Genomic DNA, 25,769 nt, shown 5'->3' with positions numbered 1-25,769 from the left:
AAGGGACTTACATGCTCGCTTATCTACAGAACCTGGCCGTGCTGATTTGCGTGAACGCGATTCTCGCAATGACGCTCAATTTCCTGATGGGCTACGCGGGGATTTTTTCGCTCGCGCATGCGGTGTTTTTCGGCGTGGGCGCCTACGCGGCGGCGCTCGTGTCGATGCACGTGAGCTCGTCGATCTTCGTGTGCACGATCGCGTCGATGGCGCTTTGCGGCGCGCTCTCGCTCGCGCTTGCGCTGCCCGCGCTGCGCGTGCGCGGCGAATACTTCGTGGCCGCGTCGCTCGGCTTGCAGATGCTCGCGGTGACGGTGTTCTCCGAATGGCGCTCGGTCACGGGCGGGCTCGGCGGCATCACCAATATTCCGTCGCCCGTCGTGTTCGGCGTGCCGGTCGAGACGTCGAACGGCTTTTTCCTGCTCGCGCTCGGGTATCTGATCGCGGTGGCGCTCGTGCTGTGGCTGCTCGTGCGCTCGAGCTTCGGGCGCAACCTGCAGGCGATTCGCGACAGCGAATCGGCCGCGCAGGCGCTCGGCAAGAACGTGAAGGCGATCAAGACGCTTTCGGTGGTGGCGGCGGCCGCGCTGGCGGGAACCGCAGGCGTGGTCTACACGTTCTACCTCAGCTTCATCAACGTGGAGGGCTTCACGCTCGACCTTTCGGTGCTGTTGATGGCGATGGTCATCATCGGCGGCACGGGGTCGCTGTTCGGGCCGCTGATCGGCGCGGCGCTGCTCGTGTTGCTGCCCGCCGCGTTGAGCTTCGTGCCCGGCCTGCCGCAAGCGGAGGTCGGGCTCGTGCAGCAGGCGGTTTACGGCCTCGTGATGGTGCTGCTGATGATCTACCGTCCGGGCGGCATCGTGGGCGCGGGCAAACGCAGGCGCAACGCGGTGGCGCAGGCGCAGCAAGCCGCGCAGACGAGCGCGCAGCTCGGCGAAGGAGGCGCGCGATGAACGCACCTGTGACAAGCGCGGCAAGCGCTCATGCAAACGCACCGGCAAGCGCCACCCAGCCCGTGCTGCTCGAAGTGCGCCAGCTCGGCAAGCGCTTCGGCGGCTTGCAGGCCGTCTCCGACGTGTCGCTTTCGCTGCGCGCGGGCATCGTGACGACGCTGATCGGACCCAACGGCGCGGGCAAGACGACGCTCTTCAACCTCATTACCGGCCACCTGAGACCCAGCACCGGCGACGTGCTGTTCCAGGGCCGCTCGCTCATCGGCATGGAGCCGTGGCGCATTGCGCGCGCGGGCGTCGGCCGCACGTTCCAGGACTTGCGTCTTTTCACGCACATGAGCGTCGAAGAAAACGTGCTGACGGCGATGGAGCAAAGCGCCTGGCTCTGGCAGCCGGGCGGCGGCGCGACGCGGCGCGCGCGCGTCGCGAAGGTGCGCGAGATTCTTGCGGCCACCCATCTGGCGCACGTGGCGGGCTCGCGCGCCATCGACCTCGCCTATGCGGAGCGAAAGTTCCTGAGCATCGCGCGCCTCATCGCCAGCGAAGCGAAGATCTGGCTGCTCGACGAGCCTGCTTCGGGGCTCGACCCGCGTTCGTATGAAGATTTCGTCGCGCTGCTGCGCGGCCAGGTGCAAGGCGGCGTGACCGTCTGCATCATCGAACACAACCTGGACGTGGTGGCGAACGTGTCGGACCGCGTGGCGTTTCTCGATCAGGGCCGGCTGCTCGCGGAGGGCACGCCGCGCGAAGTGCTCGACGATGCGCGCCTCGCATCGATCTATTTCGGGGAGACCGCATGAGCGCACCCATTCTGAAAACGCGCGCCGTGACGGCCGGCTATGGCGGCCGCGCGGTGCTCAACGGCATCGACCTCGAACTGCGCGAAAACGAGGTGCTGTGCCTGCTCGGCCACAACGGCGCGGGCAAGTCGACGCTCGTGAAGACGCTGTTCGGCCTCATGGCGCCGACCAGCGGCGAAGTGCTGGTGGACGGCGTAAGGCGCGATCGCCAGAGTGTGCGAGCCTCCACGGCCGCCGGCATCGCGCTGGTGCCCGAAGGGCGCGGCGTGTTTCCGAGCCTCACGGTAGAAGAGGTGCTGCGCCTCGGTCTGTGGTCGGCGGACGTGCCAGCGGCCGGGCATGCGGCGCGCCTCGACTGGGTCATGCAGGTGCTGCCCGACATCAAGCGTTTCTATCGCCAGCGCGCCGGCTCGCTTTCGGGCGGCCAGCAGCAAATGGTGTCCGTTGGCCGTGCGCTGCTCTCGCGGCCGCGCTGCCTGCTGATGGACGAGCCGTCCATTGGCCTCGCGCCGAAGCTGTTTCAGGACCTGCTCGGCCCGATTCGCCAGTTGCAGCGGGATACGCGCATGTCGATTTTGCTCGTCGAGCAAAACGTGCGCGAGGCGCTCAAGGTGTGCGACCGCGTAGCCGTGATGAAGTCCGGCTCGCTAATACGCGAGGCGCTGCCCGCCGAGCTCGATACGAACGCGAAACTGATGGAGCTCTATTGATGCCGCAACACGCAATCCTCAACGCGCTCATCGAAGCGAGGCTCGCCGCGGGCGCGTCGGACACGGCTTTCATCGATGGCGATCGCACGATCAGCCACGCGCAGTTCGACGCGCTAGCGGAGCGCGCCGCGCGCTGGCTCGAAGCCGAGGGCATCGGCGCGGGCGAGCGCGTGGCCGTGTGGCTCGTGAACCGCATCGAATGGCTTGCCTTGCTGTTCGGCGCCGCGCGGATCGGTGCGAGCGTGGTGGCGGTCAATACGCGCTACCGGCGCGCGGAACTCGAGCATATTCTCGGCAAGTCGCGCGCGAAGATGCTGGTGCTGCAGCTGAACTTTCGCAAGATCGACTTCGCGGCCGAGCTTCAGGGTATCGCGCCGGGGGCGATTGCATCGCTGCGGAAGATCGCCGTGCTCGATGCCGACGACGCGGCGCCCGCCACGCTGCTGGGCAAGCCGGTAGTGCGTTGCGCGGGTCTGGATACACTCGATGCGCTCGATCCGGCGCGCGAGCGGCGGCCCGGCGAATCGGCCGAAGCGCCGCTGGTGCTCTTCACCACCTCCGGCACCACGAAGGCGCCGAAACTGGTCGTGCATCCACAGCACACCGTCGCCGGTCACAGCCAGCGCGCGGCGCGCGCATACGGCTTTGCCGAGCCCGGCGCGGTGATGCTCGCCGCGCTGCCGTTCTGCGGCGTGTTCGGCCTGAATGGCGCACTCGCCGCGTATGCGGGCGGTGCGCCGGTCGTGCTGATCGATACCTTCGACGGTCCGCAGGCGGCGCGGCTCGTGCAGAAGCATGGCGTGACGCACACGTTCGGCAGCGACGAGATGTACCGGCGTCTGCTCGAATCCGCCGAAGGCGAGCGGCCGTTTCCCTCAGCGCGCTTTTTCGGCTTCGCGGCTTTTCAGCCGGGGCTCGGCACGTTCGCGGCGCATGCGCAGACGCGCGGCGTGCAGTTAATCGGACTGTACGGGTCGAGCGAGGTGCAGGCGCTCTTCTCGCTGCAAAAGCGCGAAGCGCCGTTCGAAGCGCGCATCGAAGGCGGCGGCTACCCGGCGGCGGGCGAGGCGGCGCGCATCCGCATCCGCGATCTGGAAAGCGGCGAACTGCTGCCGCCGGGCATGAGCGGGGAGATCGAGATTGCGTCGCCGGGCAACTTTGCGCATTACCTCGACAATCCCGAGGCCACCGCCGAGGCGCTCACGCCGGACGGCTTCTTTCGCACTGGCGACATCGGTTTCCTGCGCGACGACGGCAGTTTCGTGTACCAGACGCGCAAGGGCGACGCGATCCGTCTTGCGGGTTTTCTCGTCAATCCGGTCGAAATCGAGGACGAAATCAAGGCGGTGGACGGCGTGGAAGATGCGCAGGTGGTGAGCGTCGAACTCGACGGTCAGCCGCGCCCGGTCGCGTTCGTGATCGCGAATCCGTCGAATGCGCCGGCGGCCGCGGTCGTGCAGGGCGCGCTCAGGGCACGCGTTGCCGCTTTCAAGGTGCCGGCGCGCGTGTGGTTCGTCGATGCGTTCCCCGTCACGCAGAGTTCGAACGGCGTGAAGATCCAGCGCGCGAGGCTGCGTGAAATGGCGGTTCAGCGCGTGCAGGCCGAAGCAGGCTTGCATTCGGACTTGCATTCGGACTTGCATTCGGGTTTGCGTTCGGGTTTGCGTTGATAGGCGGCGTATCACAACAAAGGAATCCTGACGATGTTGAACTCCCTTTTCTTCGAAGATTTTCAACTGGGCCAGTCGTTCGAGAGCGGCGGCCGCACGATCACAGAAAGCGACCTGACGTTCTTCTCCATGCTCTCGGGAGACTGGAACCCCATTCACGCCGACGCGGAATTCGCGCGCACGACGCGCTATGAACAGCGTGTCGTGCACGGCACGCTCGGCATCGCAATCGCGACGGGCATGCTGCATCAACTCGGCATCTTCCATGACAGCGCGGTGGCGATGATGTCGTTGAACGAATGGAAATTCATCGCGCCGATCTTCGTCGGCGACACGTTGCGGCTGCGCCTCGAGATCACGGGACTGGATGCCGGCAAGAGCGAGCGTGTGGGGCGGCTGGGCCGCCGCTTCGTGCTGCTCAACCAGCGCGGCGAGACCGTGCAGGACGGACACAGCGACCTGCTGATCCGCAAGCGCGGGGCGAACTGAGGCGCACGCAAGGCCGGCAACTCGCCTGCGCACGTCCACGCGGCAGCGGCGGGGCCAATGGTACGCTTGCACCTCAAGGTCACGTGGCTGGGGTTTTCCATCATGAAGCGCTTGTGCTGCGCAGCGTTCCTCATCGTGCTTACCGTCGGGTGCGCGTCGCCGCCGCCCGACGCGCATACCGATACCTACATGCTGCACGCGCCCTACCGCGCGACGCCGGGCACTTCGACGTCAAAGCCGCCGAGGCTCACGGTCGGCGTCAGCGATCCCGATACGCAGTTGATTCTTCCGTGGTTTCTCAACGACATCATCAACTTCGTGAACTATCGCTAGTCCGCGAGCGGTAGCGTATATCAGCGTCGATATGCGGGCACCGCGGTTATTTCCTCGACCGAAGCGGCCGTTCGCTCAACCGGCGCAACCTGCTGGTGCCTGGGTACCCAACCGGGCAGCCCGGGTAGCGTGATCGTGCCTGCCCGCGAAAATGCAAATACCTGAGAAAGGCTGACGCCGTTGCGCGCGAAAACCGGTGCGGATGTTATGCGCGATTTTTATGCGCGATCTATTCGTCGCGACCATCGATCGCAACCGGGACCGAGGCGCCGGCCAATGGCACTTCGAAGCGGCTTCGGGTCAATGGGCGGGCCTGTTTCGCATCGCTCGAATTCGCCGACGATGCCTTCGTCGGTATTCGCAGATTTCCTTTTCGCGCGCTACGTACCCGACGGCGCCACCGTGCGACAGTTCCCCCACCCGGTCGCGGCACCGGCTTCCCGCCGCGCTCCTAAAGTTTGAGACGCCGCCTGCCGTTATGGCATTAGCGTAGCGGTCCGTATTGCTACGGCACGGCCGCGGGGTCAAGGCTTGACAGTCGCCGGTCATGAATCCTGGCGTGGTGCAGCGGCAATTCGAGAGCGCGACAGACTGACCGTCTGGTGCGCGGCAAGAGACCAACGGTAACGCATGTGAGCGCCCGAAACGAAATCTATTCTTTGCCGCGCGGCAGGCTGGCCCGATGGCTGACCGCGCCCGGACAGGATACGCCCCACGACATTCGCGTCGCGCTTGTCGGCACCTTGTTCGGGACCCTGCCGATCTTCTTCGGCGGCGTATCGAACACCGTGGCTGTGGCATGGGTGCTGGCGCGCCGGCATCCTACGCTGCCGTTCAAGTTGTGGGTCCTCGCCGAGATTGTCGTATGCGCGATGCGCCTCGGCACGCTCGCGCTTTCCCGGCGCCGCGCGTCGGAAGGCAAGACGACGCCCACCGACTTCTATGTCCTGCTTGCGCCCTTGTGGGGAGCAACAGTCGGTTACGGCGCGCTGGTCAGCGCGATGAGCCGGGACTGGGTCGCCGCCACGCTGGCCTTTCTTTCGGCCGCCGCGATGGTGGGCGGGATCTGCTTTCGCAATTTCGCGGCGCCGCGCCTCGTGGCGGTCATGATCTGCCTCTCGCTCGGCCCGTGCTGCATTGGAGCGCTGTTCGGCGGCGAGCCGGTCCTGTTGCTCACGCTGCTGCAAATTCCCTTTTATGTGTTTGCGATGAGCGTCGCGGCGCGTCACCTGAACGCCATGCTCATCTCGACGATGAAGGCCGAACGGGAAAACAGTCATCGCGCGCGGCACGACGCGCTGACCGGGCTCCTGAACCGTGACGGCCTGTTCAGCGCGGCGGGTCGCTCGGGCGCGTCTCTCATCAAGGCGGGCATGACGGTTTTCTTCGTCGATCTGGACGGCTTCAAGTCGGTCAACGACGCGCACGGCCACAAGTCGGGCGACGTGCTGCTCGCGCAGGTAGCCAGCCGCCTGCGCACGCTTGCGAGCCCGGGCGCGTGGGTCGCGCGCATAGGCGGCGACGAATTCGTCATCATCGAGCCCCGCGTGGAACGGGCGCCCCATGAATGGGCCGCCTTCGTGACCGAAGCGATCGAGCGGCCGTTCGAACTGGCGCCGGGCTTGCTGGTGAGCGTCGGCGCGAGCGTCGGCTTCACGATGGTCGCGGCGGACGACCTGGATATCGAAATGGCATTGCGCCGCGCCGATCTCGCGATGTATGCGGTCAAGCGCCAAAAAACGATTGGCATACCCGCTGCTCCGGCCGAAAGAACCGCATGACGACTGCCGGCCGGTCGGCTGGAATCAGATGCGCGATTTTCCCGACGCAAAAGATTTCATTTATTTTCGCCCGCTGAAACGACATCGTTGCGCTCGCCGGCGCTAGCGCGAAGCGCGCGCCGCGTCATGTTCCGTTCATCACCCTTTCGCCGACCCCGCCAATTGCGAGGTCGCACGCGATTCTTTCTTTGATGTTAATTTAAACATCATTCCCGCATTTTCGATTTAACGGCGATTTACGCGGTTTTTTTAGCGCGTATTGGCCGAACAATCGTCTTTATTATTCGCCAGTTACCCAACAGTCATCGAATCATGAACAACCGTATTCCAGATCGCGCGCTTTCACGGCAGGACGAGACGACGCTGCGCCAATGGCTGTCCGTGTTCGCCGTGGCGATCAGCGCCTTTGCGTTCGTGACCTCCGAGTTCCTGCCGGTCGGCCTGCTCACCGGGATCGCACGCGACCTTCATGTGACGCCGGGCACCGCCGGGTTGATGGTGACCACGCCGGGCGTGATGGCGGCGATTTTTGCGCCTGGCCTCATGATCTTCGCGGGGCGCATGGACCGCCGGTCCGTGTTTTTGCTGCTCACGTCGATGCTGCTCGCATCGAATATCGTCTCCGCGCTCTCGACGAATTTCGCCACCATGTTGATCGGCCGCGCGATGCTCGGCGCGGCGCTAGGCGGCTTCTGGACGCTCGCGACCGCCGCAGCGGGCCGCCTCGTGCATATGAGCGACGCCGCGCGCGCCACGGCCATCATCCTCACCGGCGTGACTTTTGCGACCGTGATCGGCGTGCCGCTGGGCACCTTTATCGCGGGCCTTGCTTCGTGGCGCATGTCGTTTTTCGTGACGGGTGGTCTCGTCGCGCTCGCGCTCATTGCGCAGGCGTTGCTGGTGCCGTCGCTGCCTTCGGCCGCCGCATTGCGTATCGCCGATTTCGCCAGGCTGCTGCGCCGCCCGCACGTGCGCTTGAGCATGCTGATGGTGGCGCTCGTGTTCGGCGCGCATTTTTCTACTTACACCTTCATCGCACCGCTTTTGCAGCAGGACTTTTCGATGAGCGCGATGACGCTGCTGCTGCTCGCATTCGGCGTAATAGGCTTCTTTTCCAACGCGCTGACCTCCGTGGCGGTCGCGAAGCGCCTCAAGACTTCCGTGGCGACGATGACCGCGCTCCTGCTGTGTGCGCTCGCGGCGATGCTCCTGCTCGACCACGCGCGCATTGGCGAAATCGCCGCGATGCTGATGTGGGGCGTCGCGTTCGGCGCGATTCCGCTGTGCTTCTCCGTCTGGATCCAGCGCGGCACCGCCGATCTGCCCGAAGCGGGCTCGGCGATGTTCGTGAGCGTGATTCAGGTGGCGATCGCGCTGGGCTCGTCGGTGGGCGGCGCGATCGTAGACCATGCTGGCGTGCGCGCCGACCTGGTGCTTGGCTGCGCGCTGGCGGTGTCCGGACTCGTGACGCTGCAGCGGCTCGCGGCGATGGAGCGGCCGGCGAGCGTCGCGGCGCTCGAATGCGAATGCAGTCCGTCGGTCGATTGATATGCGCGATGCGCCCGTATGTTCACGCGGTCTCGCATCTGGCCGTGTGCATGCGGGCGCGCAAGGCGCTGGTTATGGCGAATATCGCTTCAAGGCTTCAGGCCGCTTCCAGTGTTCGACAGCCAGTTTGTCCGTGATGCGTACCGTTGGCAGCAACGGTGTGTAACCGCGCAGAATGGCTTCGCTGGCCGCGAGTGCTTCCGAACGGAATATGTCGTTGGTGAACTTGCTGCCATCGACGAATTCCAGCGAATAACCGTCGATAGGTCCCCATTGACCTCTGGGCAAAGGCTCGATAAATACGTCCATCGTGTAGCTCCAGTGAGTGAAAGATTCGTTTCATTTAATGTATCTCACGGGAAGTCCGGCTGTCTTCCTGCATGGGCGTATTGATTGTTCCTTTGTATTCAATGGCTTGGGAGGATGTTTTCACGATGAGGGAGCGTGTTTTTTGATGCGCAATTCACCGGCCCTCGTGAATGGACCGATTTTCCATGCATCGGATAGACGTTGCACCATGCGAAAACCGCCTCAACGCGATGAGGGGCGCTGGCATGGCGGGACCGGTCGCGTGGCCGATATGGATCGGGAAGGAATTCGGCCAGTTGGTCCGATCCCCCGGGGCGCCGTTCCGCACAGGCCGGAGATCCGCGCCGCGCGGCGGTGCGCGCTCCGTAGTGTCAATCCGTCTCAATCCGTCTCAATCCGCCTTTACGTCGACCGCCACATCCACCTGATGCGCGCCGCCGCCAAGTATGACGCCCCGCAGGAGCGACACGTCGGTGTAATCGCGGCCGATCGCGAGCGTCACGTGGCCCTGATCGGCGAGCACGTCGTTGGTGGGATCGAGATCGATCCAGCCGGCGGAAGGCGCCGAGGGCACGTAGAGCGACACCCACGCATGCGAGGCGTCCGCGCCGATCATCGGCGGCGCGTCTTCGGGCGGGTCGTTGCGCAGATAGCCGCTCACGTAGCGCGCCGCGAGCCCGATCGACCGCAGGCAGCCGATCATCACCTGGGCGAAGTCCTGGCACACGCCGTGGCGCAGTTCGAATGCGCGCGCGGCAGGCGTATCGAACGCCGTTGCCGAGGGGCGGTACGTGAAATCGGCGTGGATGCGATGCATCAGTTCGATCGCGCCGGCCAGCACGGGCATGCCGGGAGGGAAACTCTCCAGCGCGTAGGCGCGCAGTTCGGGAAGCAAGGCGATATTCGGCGAGGCGAAGCAGAACTCCGACTCCGCATGGAAGGCGCCGCCCGCCGTGTAACGAAGCATGCGCGCGACGTCTTCCCAGACCGGCGTGCCGCGAGCGTCGAGCGAAGCATAGCGCGGCGTGAGCAGCACGCTCGTCTCGCTCGTCATCCGCAGGTAGTCGTGCGGCGCGTCGAACGAGAAGTACAGGACCTCGTTGCCGAACGCGTCGCGGCGGCTCGTCTGATACGACGGCGAGGGCTCGATGCGTTCGCGGTGCGCCAGCACGCGCTGCCAGGGAAGGTCGAGCGGGCGGATCGTCGCGAGATGCTGCGCGGTCTCGACGAGCGTCGAATAACGGTAGGTCGTGCGGTGCGTGACCGCGAGGCGCGTGCCGTTCATGACCATACCTGCGCGGCGAGCGGCACGGCGTGACTGAACCAGCGCGCGCTGATCTCGTTCGACGTCGCGGCCATGCGCCCGGCGAGACTGTCGCACAGCGCCGTGAGCGCGGGATACCGGCCGTCGTCGCCGGGCTCGCAAAGCGTCTCCAGCGTGGGCAGCGCCTCGATGGGCGCGAGCTGCGAAGCGAACGGCTCGCGCGGCGGTCCTCCCGCTGCCTGGGCGATCTCGTCGAGCCGCGCGCGCAGCCGCACGTAGACGCCGTAGAGGCCGCGCGGATTGGTCGGATCGGTCACGATCACGTCGAGCAGGGCGGGCACTTCGAGGCGCCCCGGATACAGCGAGCGATACGTGAGCGTGCTGTCGAACAGTTGCAGCAGCACGTCGAAGCCCGCGGGCGTGGCCAGTGTGCGTTCGTGTGCGGCAATGCGTAGCATCGTGGCCAGCGCGGCCACGCGTTCGATGTGGCGGCCCGCGAACAGCAGCCGCCACGCTTCGTCGCGCGTCATGCGGTCGCCCTGGCAGCCGCTGATCGCGCTTAGCTGCGTGGCGAGCGCCTCGAGCGCGTCCATCAGCGCCATGCGGTCGTAAGGCGTGGGGCGCCTGAGTTCGATGGCCGCGCCGTGACGCGCCGGCGCGAGTGAAAGCGCCTCGAGCGCGTCGCGGAAGTCGTTGCGCGAGGCGAGCACGGTGCGCCAATGGTCGCTCGAAAGCCGCCCGCGAATTTCGCCGCATGCGTACGCCTGGCTGGCGAGCGTCCGGCCGATTCCCGTTGCGCCCGCATTCTCGTGCAGATTGGCCACGAGCGCGCGCTCGAAGTTGTCGAGGCCGCGCCGCGCTTCGCCCCCGGTGGACGGCACGAGGCCGTTTGCGGCCGCGAGTTCGACGAAGGTGCCGAACAGCGCTTGCGCGTCGCTGCCTTCGAGCGAGCCGAGAATCAGCCGGCACAGCCGTACGCCGTTTTCGGCGCGTTCGCCGTAGCGGCCGGCCCAGAACAGGTTTTCTGCCGAGCGGCTCGGCACACGCCGACGCTCGCGACGCAGGTCGCCGGGTTTCATCGGGCTCGGCAGGAGCGTGAAAGCCGAACCGGGCTGGCTCGACAGCACCCAGGTATCCACGCTGCTGCCGCCCACCTGCATCGATACCGATTCCTGATGTTCCGCCGCGAGGCGCGTGAAGCCGCCGGGCAGCACGCGCCAGCCGCACGCCTGGTCGGCGATCGCATAGACGCGCAGCACGGCGGGCCGCGAGCCGAGCATGCCCGCGCCGTTCTCGTAGCGGGGCGTATAGCTGTAGCGCAGCGGTTGCTGGACCGTGAAGGCGTCGGGCAACTGCTCGATGCGCTCGCGCCAGTCGGCGAGCGTTTGCGGCCCGGCGGCGAGCCCCGGCGGCGCGGACGGCGCGCGCGAGCTGCCGGGCCAGGTCGGCACGAGCAGCGCCTCGGGCGCCTGAGCGAGCGCGTCGCGCCACGCTGCGTCTTCGCCGCACCACCACGTCGCGACGCCCGGCAGCGTGAGCGTCTCGCCGAGCAGGGCCTGCGCGATTCCGGGCATGAAACCGTGCAGCGCGGGTGATTCGACGAAGCCCGCGCCGGGCACGTTCGAGACCATCACGTTGCCGGCGCGCATGACCTGCAGCAGGCCCGGCACGCCGATAGTCGAGTCGGCGCGCAGCTCCACAGGGTCGCAGAAGCTATCGTCGAGACGGCGCAGCACCGCGTGCACGCGCTCCAGGCCGTCGAGCGTCTTGAGGTACAGCATGTCGTCGCGTACCGTGAGGTCCTTGCCCTCGACCAGCGTGAGGCCGAGATAGCGCGCGAGGAACACGTGCTCGAAATATGTCTCGCTGAACGGCCCCGGCGTGAGCAGCACGATATGCGGAGACGCGCCATTCGCGCTGCGCGCATCGGCGTTCATGATCGCGCGCGCGGCTGCGGCGAGCGTCGCGATGAGCTGCGAATAGGAGGGCGCGAGGCGACGCACCCGCATGGTGCGAAACGGTTCGGCGAAGAGACTCGATACGATGAGCCGGTTTTCCAGCAGATAGCCGAGCCCCGAGGGCGCTTCCGCGCGGTGCGAAACGACGGTCCACTGGCCTTCGGGCGAGCGCGCGAGGTCGAGGGCGACGATCTGCAGATACTGGCGGCCCGGCGGCGCGAAGCCTTTCACGGCGCGCAGATAGCCGGGGTGGCCGAACACCAGCGCGGGCGGCAGCAGGCCGCGCGCGAGCAGCGTTTGCGGTCCGTAGATGTCGGCGACGATCTCGTTGAGCAGGCGCGCGCGCTGCGCGACGCCGCGCTCGATCTGCGCCCATTCTCCCTCGTCGATGATGAGCGGCAGCACGTCGAGCGCCCACGGCCGCGGTCCACCCGGGTCCGCGTAGACGTTATAGGTGATGTCGTTTTCCCGCACCTGGCGCGCGACCGATGCCGCCGCGCCGTCGAAGCCCGCTACGCCACGCTTGCCGAGCAGCCCGAAAAACTGCTGCCAGGGCTCGCGCAGCTCGCCATCCGCCGTGCGCAGTTCGTTCCAGTGTCCGGTGCGCACCGGCAGCGTGCGCAGCGGCGCGAGCGCCGGCGCGTCGCTGGCGGAGGAATCGAACGGCAAGGTGGATTGGGTCGGCAAGATCGTGAGTCGTGGCGGTGCGCCTCGTTTGCGAGGCGCACCTTCGGTTAGGGCGCTTGACGTGTTATCGGCCGCGATCAGCCGCGGCGCAGATCCAGTGTGAACGGAAATTCGAGGCTGCGCTCGGGCGGCGCGACTTCCACGGAACCCGGCGTGTGTCCGGTCGTGAAGAAGCGCGCGCGGCGCCGGCTTTCGGCCTCGTAGGCGTTGACGGGAAACGTCTGATAATTGCGGCCGCCCGGGTGCGCAACATGATACTGGCATCCGCCGATCGCGCGAGCGTTCCAGGTGTCGACGATATCGATCGTGAGCGGCGCGTGCACGCCGATGGCGGGGTGCAGCGCGGCCGTCTGCTGCCAGGCGCGAAAGCGCACGCCGGCCACGCTCTCGCTCACGCGCCCGGTGGGCTGCAGCGGCAGTGCGCGGCCGTTCACGGTGACGACGTGACGGCTCTCGTTGATGCCGAGCGCGAGCACTTCGAGCCGCTCCACCGACGAATCGACGTACCGCACCGTGCCGGCGGGCGCGCCTTCCTCGCCCATCACATGCCACGGTTCTAGCGCATGGCGCACGGTGAGGGCGATGCCGCTCGTCTGCAGCTCGCCCACCAGCGGGAAGCGGAACTCGAAGTGCGGCGCGAACCAGGCGGGGTCGAGCGCGAAACCCGCCGCGGCGGTTTCGGCGAGCACGTCGTCGAAATCCATCCGCACGAAGGTCGAGAGCATGAAGCGGTCGTGCAGCTCTGTGCCCCAACGCGTGAGGCGGCGCGTGTACGGCGTCTTCCAGAAACGCGCGACGAGCGCGCGCAGCAGCAGTTGCTGCGCGAGGCTCATGCGCGCGTGCGGCGGCATTTCGAAGCCGCGCAGTTCGAGCAGGCCGAGGCGGCCCGCCGGGCCGTCGGGCGAGTAGAGCTTGTCGATGCAGAACTCGGCGCGGTGCGTGTTGCCGGTCACGTCGATGAGGATGTTGCGCAACGCGCGGTCGACGAGCCAGGGCGGCACGCGCTCGCCGCCGCCGGCGGCTTCGGCGAATCCATGCAGCAGATCGACCTGGCGCTGGACGCTGGCGAGCGCGATCTCGAGTTCGTAGACCTGATCGTTGCGCGCCTCGTCCACGCGCGGCGCCTGGCTCGTCGGCCCGATGAAAAGCCCCGAGAACAGGTACGAAAGCGACGGATGGTTGTGCCAGTAGGCGAGGAGGCTCGCGAGCAGGTCGGGGCGGCGCAGGAACGGGCTGTCGGCGGGCGTGGCGCCGCCGAGCACGAAATGATTGCCGCCGCCGGTGCCGGTGTGCCGGCCGTCGAGCATGAACTTTTCCGTGGAGAGCGCCGTTTCGTGCGCGGCCTGGTAGAGGAATCCGGTGCGTTCGACCAGTTCGTCCCAGTTCGACGATGGGTGAATGTTCACTTCGATCACGCCGGGGTCGGGCGTGACCTGGAGCAGTTTCAGACGCGGGTCGCGCGGCGGCGGGTAGCCCTCGATCACGACGGGAAGCGCGAGTTCGGCGGCGGTGCTTTCGACGGCGGCGAGCAGGTCCAGGTAGTCGTCGAGCTCGGCGAGCGGCGGCATGAACACGTGCAACTGGCCTTGCCCGCAGCCGACGGATGCGGCCTCGGCTTTCGGGCCCGCCGCGCGCGCGGGATCGCGCGCTTCGACGCACAGCGCCGTGCGGTGGAGCCAGTCCGCGGATTCGCCGCGCTCGGGGGGGCGGTTGGCTTCGGTCCCGTCGGCGCTTGCGGCGCCTTCGACGTCGGCGGCGAGGCGCGCACTTTCTCCGTGCCGCGCTTGCGCGGCTGCGTCGACGCTGCGCTCGTACTGCATGCGCAGCTCGGCCGCGCTGCGCAGCGGCGCCGGCGCGGCGAACGGATCGCGCGTGTGCTGCCATGGGTAGTCGCCCGCCGCGACCCACGGCAGCGAATCGAGCGGCAGCCGGTAGCCCATCGGCGAGTCGCCGGGAATGAGGTACATGCGCTCGTCGCGGAAGAACCAGGGGCCGCTCATCCAGCGCGGACCCTGCAAGGCGGGCTGCGCCGCCGGTGTGTCGCTGCGCTCGCGCGCGAGCGGCAGCACGTAGCCGGTCACGGTGTCGAGACCCGCGTCGAACACGCGGCGCAGCCGCAGGCGCTCGAGCTCGTCGTCGAGGCGCGAGTCGAACGGATCGACGTTCACGGGCAGGCGGCGTTCCCGCCACAGGTAATACCAGGTGTCCTCATAGCCTGGTTGTACATGCCGCGGGTCGACCGCGAGCTTCGCGGCGAGGTGTTCGATGAAGCGCCGCGCGTCCTGCGCCGTGTGATGGGCGGGCGAGCGCTCGTCGGCGAACAGCGCGGGATCGCGCCAGCACGGCTCGCCGTCGGCGCGCCAGAAGAGCGACAGCGCCCAGCGCGGCAACTGCTCGCCCGGATACCATTTGCCCTGGCCGATGTGCAGAAAGCCCAGCGCGCCATAATGCGCGCGCAGCTTGTCCATCAGCGCGATGGCGTAGCGGCGCTTGGTTGGACCGAGCGCGTCGGTGTTCCATTCGGGCGCGTCGCGGTCGCCCGCGGCCACGAAGGTCGGCTCGCCGCCCATCGTGAGGCGCACGTCCTGGCTGGCGAGCGCGGCGTCCACCTGGGCGCCCATCGCATGCATGTCGGCCCACTGCGCTTCGGTGTAGGGCTTCGTTACGCGCGGCGTTTCGAGCACGCGCAAGATCGACATCGAGTGCGAGAACTCGACTTCGCATTCGTCGAGCGCGCCGGAGATCGGCGCGGCGCTGCCGGGCTCCGGCGTGCAGGCCACCGGAATATGGCCTTCGCCCGCCAGCAGCCCCGAGGTCGGATCGAGCCCGATCCAGCCCGCGCCCGGCAGGTAGACCTCGCACCAGGCATGCAGGTCCGTGAAATCGGCCTCGGCGCCGCGCGGGCCGTCGATCGCCTTGACGTCGGGCGTGAGCTGCAGCAGGTAGCCCGAGACGAAACGCGCCGCGAGGCCGAGCTGGCGCAGCGTCTGCACGAGCAGCCAGCCCGTGTCGCGACAGGAGCCGGAGCCTTTTTCCAGTGTTTCCTCGGGCGTCTGCACGCCCGGCTCCATGCGGATCAGGTAGCCGATTTCGCGTTGCAGGCGCTGGTTCAGATCGACGAGGAAGTCGATGGTGACCCGCGGCGTGCGGTCGATCGTCTCGACGAACGCGGCGAAGCGCGGCGTCGGCTCGCCGCGCACGAGATAGGGCGCGAGCTCCGCAGCCAGCTCGGGCGTGTAGGCGAACGGAAAGTGCTCGGCGCTCGGCTCGAGAAAGAAGTCGAACGGGTTGTAGACCGCCATTTCCGCGACCAGGTCGATCGTGACGCGGAACTCGCGCGTCGGCTCGGGAAACGCAAGCCGCGCCTGGTAGTTGGCGAACGGGTCCTGCTGCCAGTTGACGAAATGATCGGCGGGCTCCACGCGCATCGAGTACGAGAGGATGGGCGTGCGGCAGTGCGGCGCGGGGCGCAGGCGCACCACGTGAGGCGCGAGGCGCACGAGCCGGTCATAGCGATACTGCGTGACATGGTTTAACGCGACACGGATGGACACACCCGACTCCTCGATCGACATGAATGGAAGGGACGCAAAGGCGCACGGCGCAGCGTGCGTATGATGCGGGCGGTGAGCGTGCCGGATATGACAACGGCGGCGAAAACTGCGGCGAAAACCGGGGCGACAGCGGCCACGCGCGAGCGAGGCACGCCGCGTGCTCGGCGAGGTTTTGCGGCCCGCGCGGCCATCACGGGAATACGGCAATGAAGACTTTTCACTGCGATCGCTGCAATCAGCTGGTGTTTTTCGAAAACGAGCGCTGCGAGCGTTGCGAGGCGCGCTTGGGCTACGTCCCGCAAACCGGCGAAATGCACGCGTTCGAGGACGCAGGCGATGGCCGCTGGCGCAGCCTCAATGCCGAGGCGCAGGGCGCGTTCTTTCGCCAGTGCCACAACTACGCGGCCGAAAACGTCTGCAACGGCATGATCCCCGCCGATTGCGCCGATACGCTGTGCCGCGCCTGCCAGTTCACGCGCACGATCCCCGACCTTGCGCGGCCCGAGAACCGCCTTTACTGGTATCGGCTCGAAACGGCCAAGCGGCGCCTGCTGTACACGCTGGGCGCGCTCGGTCTGCCGCTCGTCACGCGCGCCGAAGACCCCGGGCATGGCCTGCAGTTCGAGTTCCTCGAGGAAACGGGCGATGGCCCGCGCATCATGACGGGCCACGATCACGGCCTCATCACGATGAACATCGCGGAGGCCGACGACGCGCATCGCGAGCGCACGCGCATTTCGCTGCACGAGCCGTATCGCACGTTGCTCGGGCATTTTCGCCACGAGGTCGGCCATTACTATTTCGACCGCCTCATAGCGGGCACGCGCTGGCTCGACCCGTTTCGCCGCCGCTTCGGCGACGAGCGCGCCGACTACGCCGAGGCGCTCGCCGCGCATTACGCCGACGGCTCCCCGCCCGACTGGGCCGAGCGCCATGTGAGCGCGTATGCGTCGGCGCATCCGTGGGAGGACTGGGCCGAGACGTGGGCGCATTACCTGCATATCGTCGATACGCTCGACACGGCGACGGCCTGCGGCCTTGCGCTCCTGCCCGAAAGCCCCGACGAGCCCCTGCTGGTCGACCAGACACCGGTGGACGAAGCGAGCTTCGAAGGCTTGATGGCGCGCTGGTTTCCGCTCACCTACGTGCTCAACAGCCTGAACCGCAGCCTCGGCATGCCCGACGGCTATCCGTTCGCACTGGCTTCGCCCGTCATCGACAAGTTGCGGTTCGTACATCGCGTGATCTCGGCTTCGGCTTCGCGGTCGTGAAGGCGCGCGCGACTCAGGCGGCCGCGGCCACCGACTCGGGGAGGGCGGGCCGCACGAGCGTGTTGCCCACGCGCCGCGCAAGCTCGTTGACGCGCCCGATCAGCGCGACGAGCCAGTCGCGCAGCGCGCCGCTCGCGAGCCACTCGTCGAGCGGCGCCCGGCGGACTTCGTCGCAGAGCTGCTGCGCGAGGCGTTCGGTTTGCGTCGATTGCCCGTTGCGCAGCCGCACCACGATGCGACGCATCTCGTCGAGATTCGCCGCCAGCGAGCCGGGCCAGTCCGCGCGCTGCAGCAGCAGCGCCGCGACGCTCGCGGGCGCGATGGCGGAGCGGTAAAGCTGGCGGTAGGCGTCGAAGGCCGAGACGGCGCGCAGCAGCGCGCTTGCGCGGTGATAGTCGAAGGCGGGCGCGCCTGCGCGCATGTCGAGCAGATCGCAGTGCGCTTCGAGGGTGCGCGCCATGTGGTCCGCGCGCTCCACACAGCCTCCGAGGCACAGGAATTCGAACGCCTCGTCCTGCACCGGCGCCGCCAGTTGCACGCCTCGCGCGAGATGCGAGCGCTGCTTGATCCACTCGAAGAAGGCGTAAGGGTCCCGCTCGTGCAGGCCGTCCGCGATCAGGCGCTGCAATTCGAGCCACGTGCCGTTGAACGTCTCCCAGAGGTCGGCGCTGGCCCAGCCTCGCACCGCGCGCGCATTCTCGCGCGCAAAGCGCAGGCTGCTGGCGATCGACGACGGATTCGCCGGGTCGGTGGCCATATAGGCGATGACTTCCCGGCTCGCGATGCCGTCGTGCGCGAGCCGGTAGTGGTCGGCGAGGCCGGCGATCGAAAGGACCGCGAGCCAGCCGCGGCTGGCGCCTTCGTCGCCGTATGGCGCGGCGGCGCCCTCGCATTCCGGCTGCAGCAGCGAGAGCTGATAGTTCGCGTCGAGCAGGCGGGCGAGATGCTCGGCCCGCGCGGTGTGGCGGGTCAACCAGAACAGATGTTCGGCGGTGCGGCTCAGCATGAGGCCTCCGGTTTGGCGTGGCGCGGGCGTGCGGCCGGGCGTCCTGGGTTGATTTGCGATCCTGATCGATCGTCCTGAATTCGCAGGCGGGCGGCTCAGCGCTCCAGCACCCAGGTATCTTTCGTGCCGCCGCCCTGCGAGGAATTGACTACGAGCGAGCCCTCGCGCAGCGCGACCCGGGTGAGCCCGCCCGGCACCATGCGCACTTCCTTGCCCGAGAGCACGAACGGGCGCAGGTCGATGTGGCGCGGCGCGATGCCCGTCTCGACCCACGTCGGGCAGGTGGAGAGAGACAGCGTGGGCTGCGCGATGTACTTGTCGGGGTTCGCGACGAGCGCCGCGCGAAACGCCTCGATCTCGGCGCGCGTGGAAGCGGGACCGATCAGCATGCCGTAGCCGCCAGCGCCGTGCGTTTCCTTCACGACCAGATCGGGCAGATGGTCGAGCACGTATTGCAGGTCGTCGGGCTTGCGGCACATCCACGTGGGGACGTTCCGGAGAAGCGGTTCCTCGCCCAGATAGAAGCGCACCATGTCGGGCACGTAGGGGTAGATCGACTTGTCGTCGGCCACGCCCGTGCCCACGGCGTTGCACAGCGTCACGTTGCCCTTGCGGTAGACGTTCATGAGACCCGCCGCGCCGAGCGTCGACTCGGGGCGGAATACGAGCGGATCGAGAAAGTCGTCGTCCACGCGCCGGTAGATCACGTCCACGCGCTGCGGGCCCTGCGTGGTGCGCATGTAGAGGTAGTCGTTCTCGACGAAGAGATCCTGGCCTTCCACGAGCTCGATGCCCATTTGCTGCGCGAGGAACGCGTGCTCGAAGTAGGCCGAGTTGTACATGCCCGGCGTGAGCAGCACGACGGTCGGGTTGTCGGCGCCGGCGGGCGCGGCGGCGCGCAGCGTGTCGAGCAGCAGGTCGGGATAGTGCGCGACCGGCGCGATGCGATTGCGCACGAACAGGTCGGGAAAGAGCCGCATCATCATCTTGCGGTTTTCCAGCATGTACGACACGCCCGAGGGCACGCGCAGGTTGTCCTCCAGTACGTAGAATTCGCCCTCGCCGGCGCGCACGATGTCGATGCCGGCGATATGCGCATAGATGTCGTGCGCGACGTTTACGCCCTGCATCTCGGGGCGGTACTGCGCGTTGCACAGGATCTGGTCGGCGGGCACGATGCCGCGCTTCACGATCTCCTGCTCGTGATAGATGTCGTGGATGAAGCGGTTGAGCGCGTTCACGCGCTGGCGCAGGCCGCGCTCGAGGGCGTTCCACTCCTGCCGCTGGAAGATGCGCGGGATCACGTCGAAGGGAATCGTGCGTTCGGTGCCCGCGCCCGTGACGTCCTTTTCGCCATACACGGCGAAGGTGATGCCCACGCGCCGGAAGATCGCATCGGCTTCGGCGCGCTTCTTGAGCATCTGCTGCTCGCTCTGGCTGCGCATCCACGCGAAGAATTCGCGGTAGTGGGTGCGCGGCTCGCCGGCCTGCGCGAACGCCGTGGCGGCCAGGCCCCGAACGTCGAATTCCCCGTGCTCGAACATCTCATTGAAGAATGTTTGCGTCATATCCGTTCTTCCGTCCGCTGCTTCTTCGCGCTGTTTCGGGCAGATTGCGCCCCCACAGCCCGGATCGACGGTTGGCTTCTCGTGCCGCAGCGCGCTGCTCTCGATCGACGACGCCTGTTGCCGATTTCGCGTGCGCCAGCTTGCTCCCCGAGAGCGAGCCGGTTGCCGCATCGACGCATGTGCCTGATCAAGAAAACATGTGCCGCTCGCGCCTTCGACAAGAGCAAGGCCGTGCGGGCACGCGCGCCGCGCGGCAACTGCCGCCACGCCGGTGATCGGGCCACATGGAGCAACGCAACTTCCATGCCGATGTGCGGCCCAAGGCGCGTTTTATGGCGTTGGCCGTGCCAGGCGATGCGCCGTGCGTGGCGTGACGCCTTGAAATCCGGGTGCCTGCGCCGCGCCGCACGCTTTCGATGCGTGGCCGCGCCGAACCGCGCACAGCGGCCGAGATGTCGTGCTCGACATTGGTGCGCAACGGCGCTCAGAACTCCATGTCGAGTTCGTCGATGTCTTCGGTTTCCGCCTGGGCCGCCGCGATCCATTCGGCGACGTAAGGCTGCTTGAGCACGCGCATGCAGTAGTCGCCGATGTCGGGGTCGATCGGCACGTCGTAGGTGAGCAGGCGCGTGACGACGGGTGCGTACATCGCGTCGGCCGCGCCGATCTCACCGAAGAGCCAGGGGCCGCCATACTTCTGCAGGCATTCGCGCCAGATGGTGACGATGCGCTCGATGTCGTCCTGCGCGCGCGACCAGATGCGAAAGTTCGGAAAGTGGCCGCGCAGGTTCATCGGCAGCGCGGAGCGCAATGCGCTGAAGCCCGAATGCATTTCCCCGCAGACCGAGCGGCAGTGCGCGCGCGCCTTGCGGTCCGCGGGCAGCAGTTGCGCCTGTGGGCAGATCTCGTTGAGGTACTCGCAGATCGCGAGCGTGTCCCAGACCGCGATACCTTCGTGGCGCAGGCAGGGAACGAGAATGGAAGGCGAGAGCAGCAGCAGTTCGGCGCGCGTGGCCGCGTCGTCGAGCGGCACCGTCACCGTGTCGAATTCGAGTCCAGCGAGTCTGGCAAGCAGCCAGCCGCGCATGGACCACGACGAATAGTTTCGGCTGCTGATCGTCAGGGTCGCATTCGTCTGACTCATGGGAAGCTCCCGGGCAGTAGGGATACGGCAACGAAGCGGCGCGACGCTCGGGAAGCCGTGCGCAGCGCCCGCGCGTGCACCGAATGCGCGCATTGCTCTCGCATGCACCTCTCGCGCCGCTGGCCGCACTACATTGCGGCATGCGCGAAGGCGCAGCCAGGTTGCGCAAAGCGCTCTCGCCAGGCTGGCGCGGCGTGCCGCGACTGCCGGGGCGAGCGCTCGCGCGCGCATGGCGCGCCGCCGAAGCGGTGCAAGCACTGTGCCAGTGGACGGCTCTGGCATATGTATTGCCTGCCTGACCTCGCGTTCAAGAGAATCGGGGGCTGTGCCCATGAACCTGCTTGCCTATCCCGCCTATCAGGCGTTCGCGGACCTGACGGGGCTCTGGCGTACCGCCGCGTCGTTTTCGCGCGCGGCGCTCGCGGCTTGGCCCGCGCTCGCTTACGGATTCGACGCGCGCTATCTCGATGCCTGGTGGGAGCAGATCGAGCTTGGCGGGCTCTCGCACGCGCGGCCGCCGTTCCGGATCGATTTCGTGGACGTGGACGGCGTGCGCACGCCGGTGACCGAGGAAGTCGTCAAGCGCACGCCTTTCGCCTCGCTGCTCCACTTTCGCAAGGACGTCGCGACGCCGCAGCCGCGCGTGCTGCTCGTCGCGCCGATGTCGGGACACTTCGCGACGCTGCTGCGCGGCACCGTGCGCACCATGCTCGCCGATCACGACGTCTACATCACCGACTGGCACAACCCGCGCGACGTGCCCTTGTCGGCGGGCCGCTTCGGCTTCGACGAATATGTCGAGCACGTCATGTCGTTCATTCGGCGCATCGGCCCCGATGCGCATCTGGTGGCGATCTGCCAGCCGACAGTCGCGGCGCTCGCGGCCGTATCGCTGATGGCCGCCGACAACGATCCCGCGCAGCCCGCGAGCATGACCCTGATGGCGGGGCCGATCGATTGCCGCGTGAATCCCACCAAGGTCAACGAGCTTGCCAACAGCAAGCCGATCAACTGGTTCGAGCGCAATCTCATCAGCGCGGTGCCGGGCGGTTTTCCCGGCGCGCAGCGTCGGGTGTATCCGGGCTTCGTTCAGCTCGGCGCGTTCATGTCGATGAACCTCGAGCGTCACCTCGCCTCGTTCGCGGAGATGCGCCACGAGCGGGCGAAGGGCGATCCGGCCAAGGCCGATGCGATCAACGTGTTTTATCGCGAGTACTTCGCCACGTCCGATCTCACCGCGGAGTTCTATCTGGAAACAGTCAGTTCGGTGTTCCAGCAATACGAGCTGCCGTTAGGCAAGCTCAAGGTGGGGGCGCGCCTCGTCGAGCCGCACGCGATCCGCCATACCGCGCTGCTCACGATCGAAGGCGAGAAGGACGATATCTGCGCGGTTGGCCAGACCGTCGCCGCCCAGGATCTGTGCTCGGGACTGCGGCCCTATATGAAGACGCATCACGTGCAGACGGGCGTGGGCCATTACGGCGTCTTCAACGGCCGCCGCTGGGACGCGCAGATCTATCCGCTAGTGCGCGCGACCATCCACGACCACGAGCCGCGCGCGCGGCGCATCGCGGCGCCGCAGGCGGCAAGCGGCGATCAGGTCACCCTGCGCGCGCTGCTCGACGCCGAAGCGCATGCCGCAACGGCGATTACGCGCGCGGCCGAAACGCAGCCCAAATAAGGCGCGTGCGTCATTTTTCGGGGCTCGTCGCTTGCCAGGACGCCGGCGCCGGCACGGCGCACGGCGCTTCCACGTCGATCGACTTGAAATCGGCGGGGCTCACGATTTCGAGGTACTCCATGTCGGGCGAATAATCGAAGAGGTAATGGGCGATGCCTGGCGCCTGATGCACGCAGTCGCCCGCTTCCACGAGTGTTTCCTTGTCGCCGTACATGAAGCGCGCCCAGCCCTTGAGCATGATGACGATATGAAAATCTGCCTCATGCCGGTGCCAGCCCGTGCCCAACTCCGGCGCAAGATTTGCCCTGACGAGTTGCGCCACCACCTTGCCTTGCGTGGCCTTGGCGATTCCCAGATCGCGATAGACGAAGAAGTCGCGCAGTCCACCGCCCGTGAATGCCGTGTCCTGCGGTTTGACGTGCGAAAAGTCAGTGGCGAGTCCGGTTTGCATGTCAGATCTCCCGAGTGCGAGGGTGAAGGGGCATCGGGTTTGGCAAGCATGACGCGTTCCAGGGCGAGGCCCGGAATCGTGGGCGCGCGACTCATCGAACGAGGCCGGGCCTGAGAAAATACGACGGTGTCGCCGGCCGCGGCGACAGGACGACGTCTCCTTCGCATCGCTTACTTTCCTTGAGCGGCGGTATTCGCGCCACGGGACTGTCGATGGCGACCGGCCGGCGTCTGACGTCGGATTGGGCCCGCGTCGAGGCCGTTGGGCATGCGTATGGACGGCAGGGGCATCATGCCTTCGACGGAAGCATCGTCCCGATCCCGCCGCTTCGCCGCTTCCGCATACATGTGCCGGGTCGGCCAGGCGAGCGGGAAAACGCCGATACGTCGTCCCGGCGGGTGTTGCCCGCCAAACGCTCTCTACTGGCGGGAACTGCAGGCCAATCTCAACGGGCGCCCGGAAACGCGAACGTCGCTCGCGCGCTGCCGTTGCCGCGCACGTTTACGGTTTGCTTCCTCGTCACGCCGCTGTAGGTGGCGCTTACCGTATAGCTGCCCGCGGGTAACCGCACGAGCATGTAAGGCCCGTGCGAACGCGTGTCGAGCACGCCCGTGCCGCGGGCGTTTGCGATTTGCACCTGGACGTCGGAGACGTATGACGATCCGGGGCCGGTGAACAGCAGCGACAGCGGCCACTGGTTGCGCGCTTGCCGCAGCGCAGTCGATTCGTCGCTGCCAACCCCGCCGGACACGAACGACACATCGCCCTGTTGCTCCGTTGGCGGCATGGCGCCCGTGGGCGCGGCCGTTTGTGCGCTTGCGCCGCCTGCGATGACGAGCGCGAACGTGGCAGTCAGCAGGGTCGATGCGATCGAGGAAGTCTTGGGCTGCATTTTCATCGTGGTCACTCCTTCGTGGTCACTCCTTACAGTGATGTCGACTTCGGGCGCGCCCGGAGGGCGCCTTCGCCGCTCGCACAAGCCTCAAACAGGTTAGCGTTTTTTCGCCTGCCACGCGTGCAGCGCGCCGCATGCCCTGCGATCACTTCGAAGCGTGACTTGCATGCGATCGCGAACGTGCTGTTCGGTCAGGTGGACGGGACGCTTATGCGGGACGACGCCCGTATCCAAAACGCTATGCAGTCCGATCAAAGGTAGACCGGCAGGCCCTCCCGGATCATTCGCGCGCATAAGCATTCGAACGGGAATTCCTGCAGGCGCGGATTCTCCTTGCGTAACAGATCGATTGCCTGCGAAAGCGAGCGGGCGCCGCCGCCGTTTTCCGGCGCTTGCGCAAACCGGATGATTTCGTGCCGCTGTACCGCTGCATCGGGATTGCGGCCCAGCGACTCCAGGGTGCGCGTCACCAATCTCTCGAAAGCCATTGCGCTCATGGAGAGTTTGCTAGCGCTTGGCTGCCGGTTCGCGCTCGATGATTTTGGCGCCGGCATGTCTTCGTTCACCTACCTGAAGAGCCTCCCCGTCGATTACCTGAAAATCGATGGGAGCTTCGTGCGCGGCATCGCCAGCAGCGACCTCGACCGGACGATCGTCCAGTCGATTCATCAGGTGGCCCACGCTGCCGGCAAAGCCACGATCGCTGAATTCGTGGAAAGCGAGGCGATCATCGGCCGCTTGAGCGGTATTGGCATCGATTACGCGCAGGGCTTTTGCGTTGGTTTGCCCGAGCCGCTTCCCGAAGGGATTGGCGCGAGCGTGGCGGCGTAACGCGCCCGTTTGTGCCGGCTGGTGGCGGCTTGCCGCGCGGTCATTCAGATATGCGGGACCACCCGTCGGGCGTATCGACGGGCATTGCTGTCGCTTTGCGGCGAGCGATCTATGTCGCGCTGGCCGGCAATGTTGCTGTTATCGGGCGACTTGAAGGGAGTAGGCCAGACGATTGAGCGCGAGATTGAACGCATCGAAATTGCGCAAGCGCCGGGTGTTATAGAGGCCGGCGAGTTTGCGGTTGAAAGGAGCAGGACTTTCCGCCCGGATATGCCGCCATGAGAACGTAGCGTCACGCTGAGGCCGAAGGGATCGTTCTGGCCAGCGGCGCTGCCGAGCACCACAAGATCGCCGATCCGGCCTGCGGGCAACTCGAAGCGTTCGCTTGCGAGCCAATGCAGCCAGGCTGTGGTCGATGGGATGGGATTGGGTGTCGGTTCGTTTCCAGCGCTCGAATCGGATTACGCGGCGGGAAGGGTACGGAAACCGTTCTCCGATCTGGTGTCAATCTGGTGTCAAATGGCGCGATCTATTCAGCGCTGGTGCATTGGACGCTGACAAGCCCGTGCATATGGACGATTTCGTCGACTGGCCGCAATTCAACGCAATAGCGGGTGGCCAATGATCTTAACCTCGTCAGCTAGCAGCCCCGAAAATATTTTCCAATTTCTCTTGACGAGGTGTTCTTCGGCCCTGCATAATTCGCCTCCCTTCTGTTGCAGGGCACGAAAAAACAGCGAAACAAAGCGCCGTTTTTGAGTGAAGCGATCTTTAAAAATTTACAGCCGATAAGTGTGGGCGCTTGATGCGGCGGCGACCCGGCAGTCCTTCTGGGCGGCCGGGAGCAGCAAAAGTATCAAGAG

General features: G+C 66.6%; 21 protein-coding genes and 1 pseudogene. 11 read left to right on the top strand and 11 right to left on the bottom strand.

Annotation, left to right across the window (positions count from 1 at the left end; all coding sequences use genetic code 11):
• Positions 1 to 11 precede the first annotated feature (11 nt).
• From BLU17_RS28025 to BLU17_RS27990, 8 genes are all read left to right on the top strand, one after another.
• Entirely contained in the window at positions 12 to 956 is a 945-nt protein-coding gene (locus BLU17_RS28025) for a branched-chain amino acid ABC transporter permease (protein ID WP_092004561.1), read from the top strand.
• The gene (locus BLU17_RS28020) at positions 953 to 1,756 is read left to right on the top strand and encodes an ABC transporter ATP-binding protein (RefSeq protein WP_092004558.1); all 804 of its coding nucleotides are present in this window, start codon (positions 953 to 955) and stop codon (positions 1,754 to 1,756) included. Before BLU17_RS28025 ends, BLU17_RS28020 begins: the two co-directional genes overlap by 4 nt.
• Complete coding sequence (locus BLU17_RS28015) at positions 1,753 to 2,466, top strand: ABC transporter ATP-binding protein (protein WP_092004555.1); 714 nt, start codon at positions 1,753 to 1,755, stop codon at positions 2,464 to 2,466. The genes BLU17_RS28020 and BLU17_RS28015 overlap by 4 nt, the downstream gene beginning before the upstream one ends.
• Positions 2,466 to 4,136, top strand: a complete 1,671-nt coding sequence (locus BLU17_RS28010) for an AMP-binding protein (protein WP_092004552.1) — start codon at positions 2,466 to 2,468, stop codon at positions 4,134 to 4,136. The genes BLU17_RS28015 and BLU17_RS28010 overlap by 1 nt, the downstream gene beginning before the upstream one ends.
• A 33-nt stretch (positions 4,137 to 4,169) precedes the next feature.
• A complete protein-coding gene (locus BLU17_RS28005) occupies positions 4,170 to 4,625 on the top strand; it encodes a MaoC/PaaZ C-terminal domain-containing protein (RefSeq protein WP_176929218.1) in 456 nt (151 codons plus the stop codon).
• Positions 4,626 to 4,682: 57 nt separating this feature from the next.
• Positions 4,683 to 4,958 carry a hypothetical protein gene (locus BLU17_RS28000; protein WP_245747043.1) on the top strand — a complete coding sequence of 92 codons (276 nt, stop codon included), beginning with the start codon at positions 4,683 to 4,685 and terminating at the stop codon, positions 4,956 to 4,958.
• Between the two features lie 632 nt (positions 4,959 to 5,590).
• Positions 5,591 to 6,739, top strand: coding sequence for a GGDEF domain-containing protein (locus BLU17_RS27995; RefSeq protein WP_092004549.1), 1,149 nt, complete (start codon positions 5,591 to 5,593; stop codon positions 6,737 to 6,739).
• Positions 6,740 to 7,051: 312 nt separating this feature from the next.
• On the top strand, positions 7,052 to 8,287 hold the full coding sequence (locus tag BLU17_RS27990) for an MFS transporter (protein ID WP_092004546.1): 1,236 nt from the start codon (positions 7,052 to 7,054) through the stop codon (positions 8,285 to 8,287).
• Between the two features lie 72 nt (positions 8,288 to 8,359).
• Here the strand turns inward: BLU17_RS27990 and BLU17_RS27985 are convergent, their stop codons facing one another.
• The 4 genes from BLU17_RS27985 to BLU17_RS27970 form a co-directional block, all read right to left on the bottom strand.
• Complete coding sequence (locus BLU17_RS27985) at positions 8,360 to 8,596, bottom strand: hypothetical protein (protein WP_092004543.1); 237 nt, start codon at positions 8,594 to 8,596, stop codon at positions 8,360 to 8,362.
• A 391-nt stretch (positions 8,597 to 8,987) separates the two neighbouring features.
• Positions 8,988 to 9,887 carry a transglutaminase family protein gene (locus BLU17_RS27980; protein WP_425434151.1) on the bottom strand — a complete coding sequence of 300 codons (900 nt, stop codon included), beginning with the start codon at positions 9,885 to 9,887 and terminating at the stop codon, positions 8,988 to 8,990.
• A complete protein-coding gene (locus tag BLU17_RS27975; protein WP_092004540.1) occupies positions 9,878 to 12,505 on the bottom strand; it encodes a circularly permuted type 2 ATP-grasp protein in 2,628 nt (875 codons plus the stop codon). The genes BLU17_RS27980 and BLU17_RS27975 overlap by 10 nt, the downstream gene beginning before the upstream one ends.
• A 77-nt stretch (positions 12,506 to 12,582) precedes the next feature.
• On the bottom strand, positions 12,583 to 16,059 hold the full coding sequence (locus BLU17_RS27970) for a transglutaminase family protein (protein WP_092004662.1): 3,477 nt from the start codon (positions 16,057 to 16,059) through the stop codon (positions 12,583 to 12,585).
• Positions 16,060 to 16,265: 206 nt separating this feature from the next.
• Between BLU17_RS27970 and BLU17_RS27965 the strand changes: the two genes are divergently transcribed.
• The gene (locus BLU17_RS27965; RefSeq protein ID WP_092004659.1) at positions 16,266 to 17,330 is read left to right on the top strand and encodes a zinc-binding metallopeptidase family protein; all 1,065 of its coding nucleotides are present in this window, start codon (positions 16,266 to 16,268) and stop codon (positions 17,328 to 17,330) included.
• 13 nt (positions 17,331 to 17,343) lie between these two features.
• On the opposite strand, the gene BLU17_RS27960 is transcribed toward BLU17_RS27965, so the two are convergent.
• The 3 genes from BLU17_RS27960 to BLU17_RS27950 all read right to left on the bottom strand — a co-directional run bounded on the left by BLU17_RS27960 (position 17,344) and on the right by BLU17_RS27950 (position 21,048).
• The gene (locus tag BLU17_RS27960; protein ID WP_092004536.1) at positions 17,344 to 18,336 is read right to left on the bottom strand and encodes an alpha-E domain-containing protein; all 993 of its coding nucleotides are present in this window, start codon (positions 18,334 to 18,336) and stop codon (positions 17,344 to 17,346) included.
• A 95-nt stretch (positions 18,337 to 18,431) separates the two neighbouring features.
• The gene (locus BLU17_RS27955) at positions 18,432 to 19,904 is read right to left on the bottom strand and encodes a circularly permuted type 2 ATP-grasp protein (RefSeq protein WP_092004533.1); all 1,473 of its coding nucleotides are present in this window, start codon (positions 19,902 to 19,904) and stop codon (positions 18,432 to 18,434) included.
• A 484-nt stretch (positions 19,905 to 20,388) separates the two neighbouring features.
• Positions 20,389 to 21,048, bottom strand: a complete 660-nt coding sequence (locus BLU17_RS27950; protein WP_092004530.1) for a glutathione S-transferase family protein — start codon at positions 21,046 to 21,048, stop codon at positions 20,389 to 20,391.
• Between the two features lie 331 nt (positions 21,049 to 21,379).
• On the opposite strand from BLU17_RS27950, the gene BLU17_RS27940 reads away from it, so the two are divergent.
• Entirely contained in the window at positions 21,380 to 22,729 is a 1,350-nt protein-coding gene (locus BLU17_RS27940) for a polyhydroxyalkanoate depolymerase (protein WP_092004524.1), read from the top strand.
• Positions 22,730 to 22,739: 10 nt separating this feature from the next.
• Here the strand turns inward: BLU17_RS27940 and BLU17_RS27935 are convergent, their stop codons facing one another.
• The 3 genes from BLU17_RS27935 to BLU17_RS33370 form a co-directional block, all read right to left on the bottom strand.
• A complete protein-coding gene (locus BLU17_RS27935; protein ID WP_092004521.1) occupies positions 22,740 to 23,180 on the bottom strand; it encodes a cupin domain-containing protein in 441 nt (146 codons plus the stop codon).
• Positions 23,181 to 23,625: 445 nt separating this feature from the next.
• A complete protein-coding gene (locus tag BLU17_RS27930; RefSeq protein ID WP_092004518.1) occupies positions 23,626 to 24,078 on the bottom strand; it encodes a hypothetical protein in 453 nt (150 codons plus the stop codon).
• A gap of 248 nt (positions 24,079 to 24,326) precedes the next feature.
• Positions 24,327 to 24,572: a hypothetical protein gene (locus BLU17_RS33370; RefSeq protein WP_176929217.1), complete on the bottom strand. Its 246-nt coding sequence runs from the start codon at positions 24,570 to 24,572 to the stop codon at positions 24,327 to 24,329.
• On the opposite strand from BLU17_RS33370, the gene BLU17_RS27925 reads away from it, so the two are divergent.
• On the top strand, positions 24,535 to 24,906 hold the full coding sequence (locus BLU17_RS27925) for an EAL domain-containing protein (RefSeq protein WP_218137050.1): 372 nt from the start codon (positions 24,535 to 24,537) through the stop codon (positions 24,904 to 24,906). The genes BLU17_RS33370 and BLU17_RS27925 overlap by 38 nt on opposite strands.
• Before the next feature lie 138 nt (positions 24,907 to 25,044).
• On the opposite strand, the pseudogene BLU17_RS34025 reads toward BLU17_RS27925, so the two are convergent.
• A pseudogene (locus tag BLU17_RS34025) lies at positions 25,045 to 25,295 on the bottom strand (phosphonoacetate hydrolase); the annotation flags it as partial.
• Between the last annotated feature and the right edge of the window lie 474 nt (positions 25,296 to 25,769).

The organism is Paraburkholderia lycopersici, from assembly GCF_900096975.1.
In the GTDB taxonomy this organism is placed as follows: Bacteria; Pseudomonadota; Gammaproteobacteria; order Burkholderiales; family Burkholderiaceae; genus Paraburkholderia; species Paraburkholderia lycopersici.
This window is presented reverse-complemented; position numbering and strand designations above follow the sequence as displayed.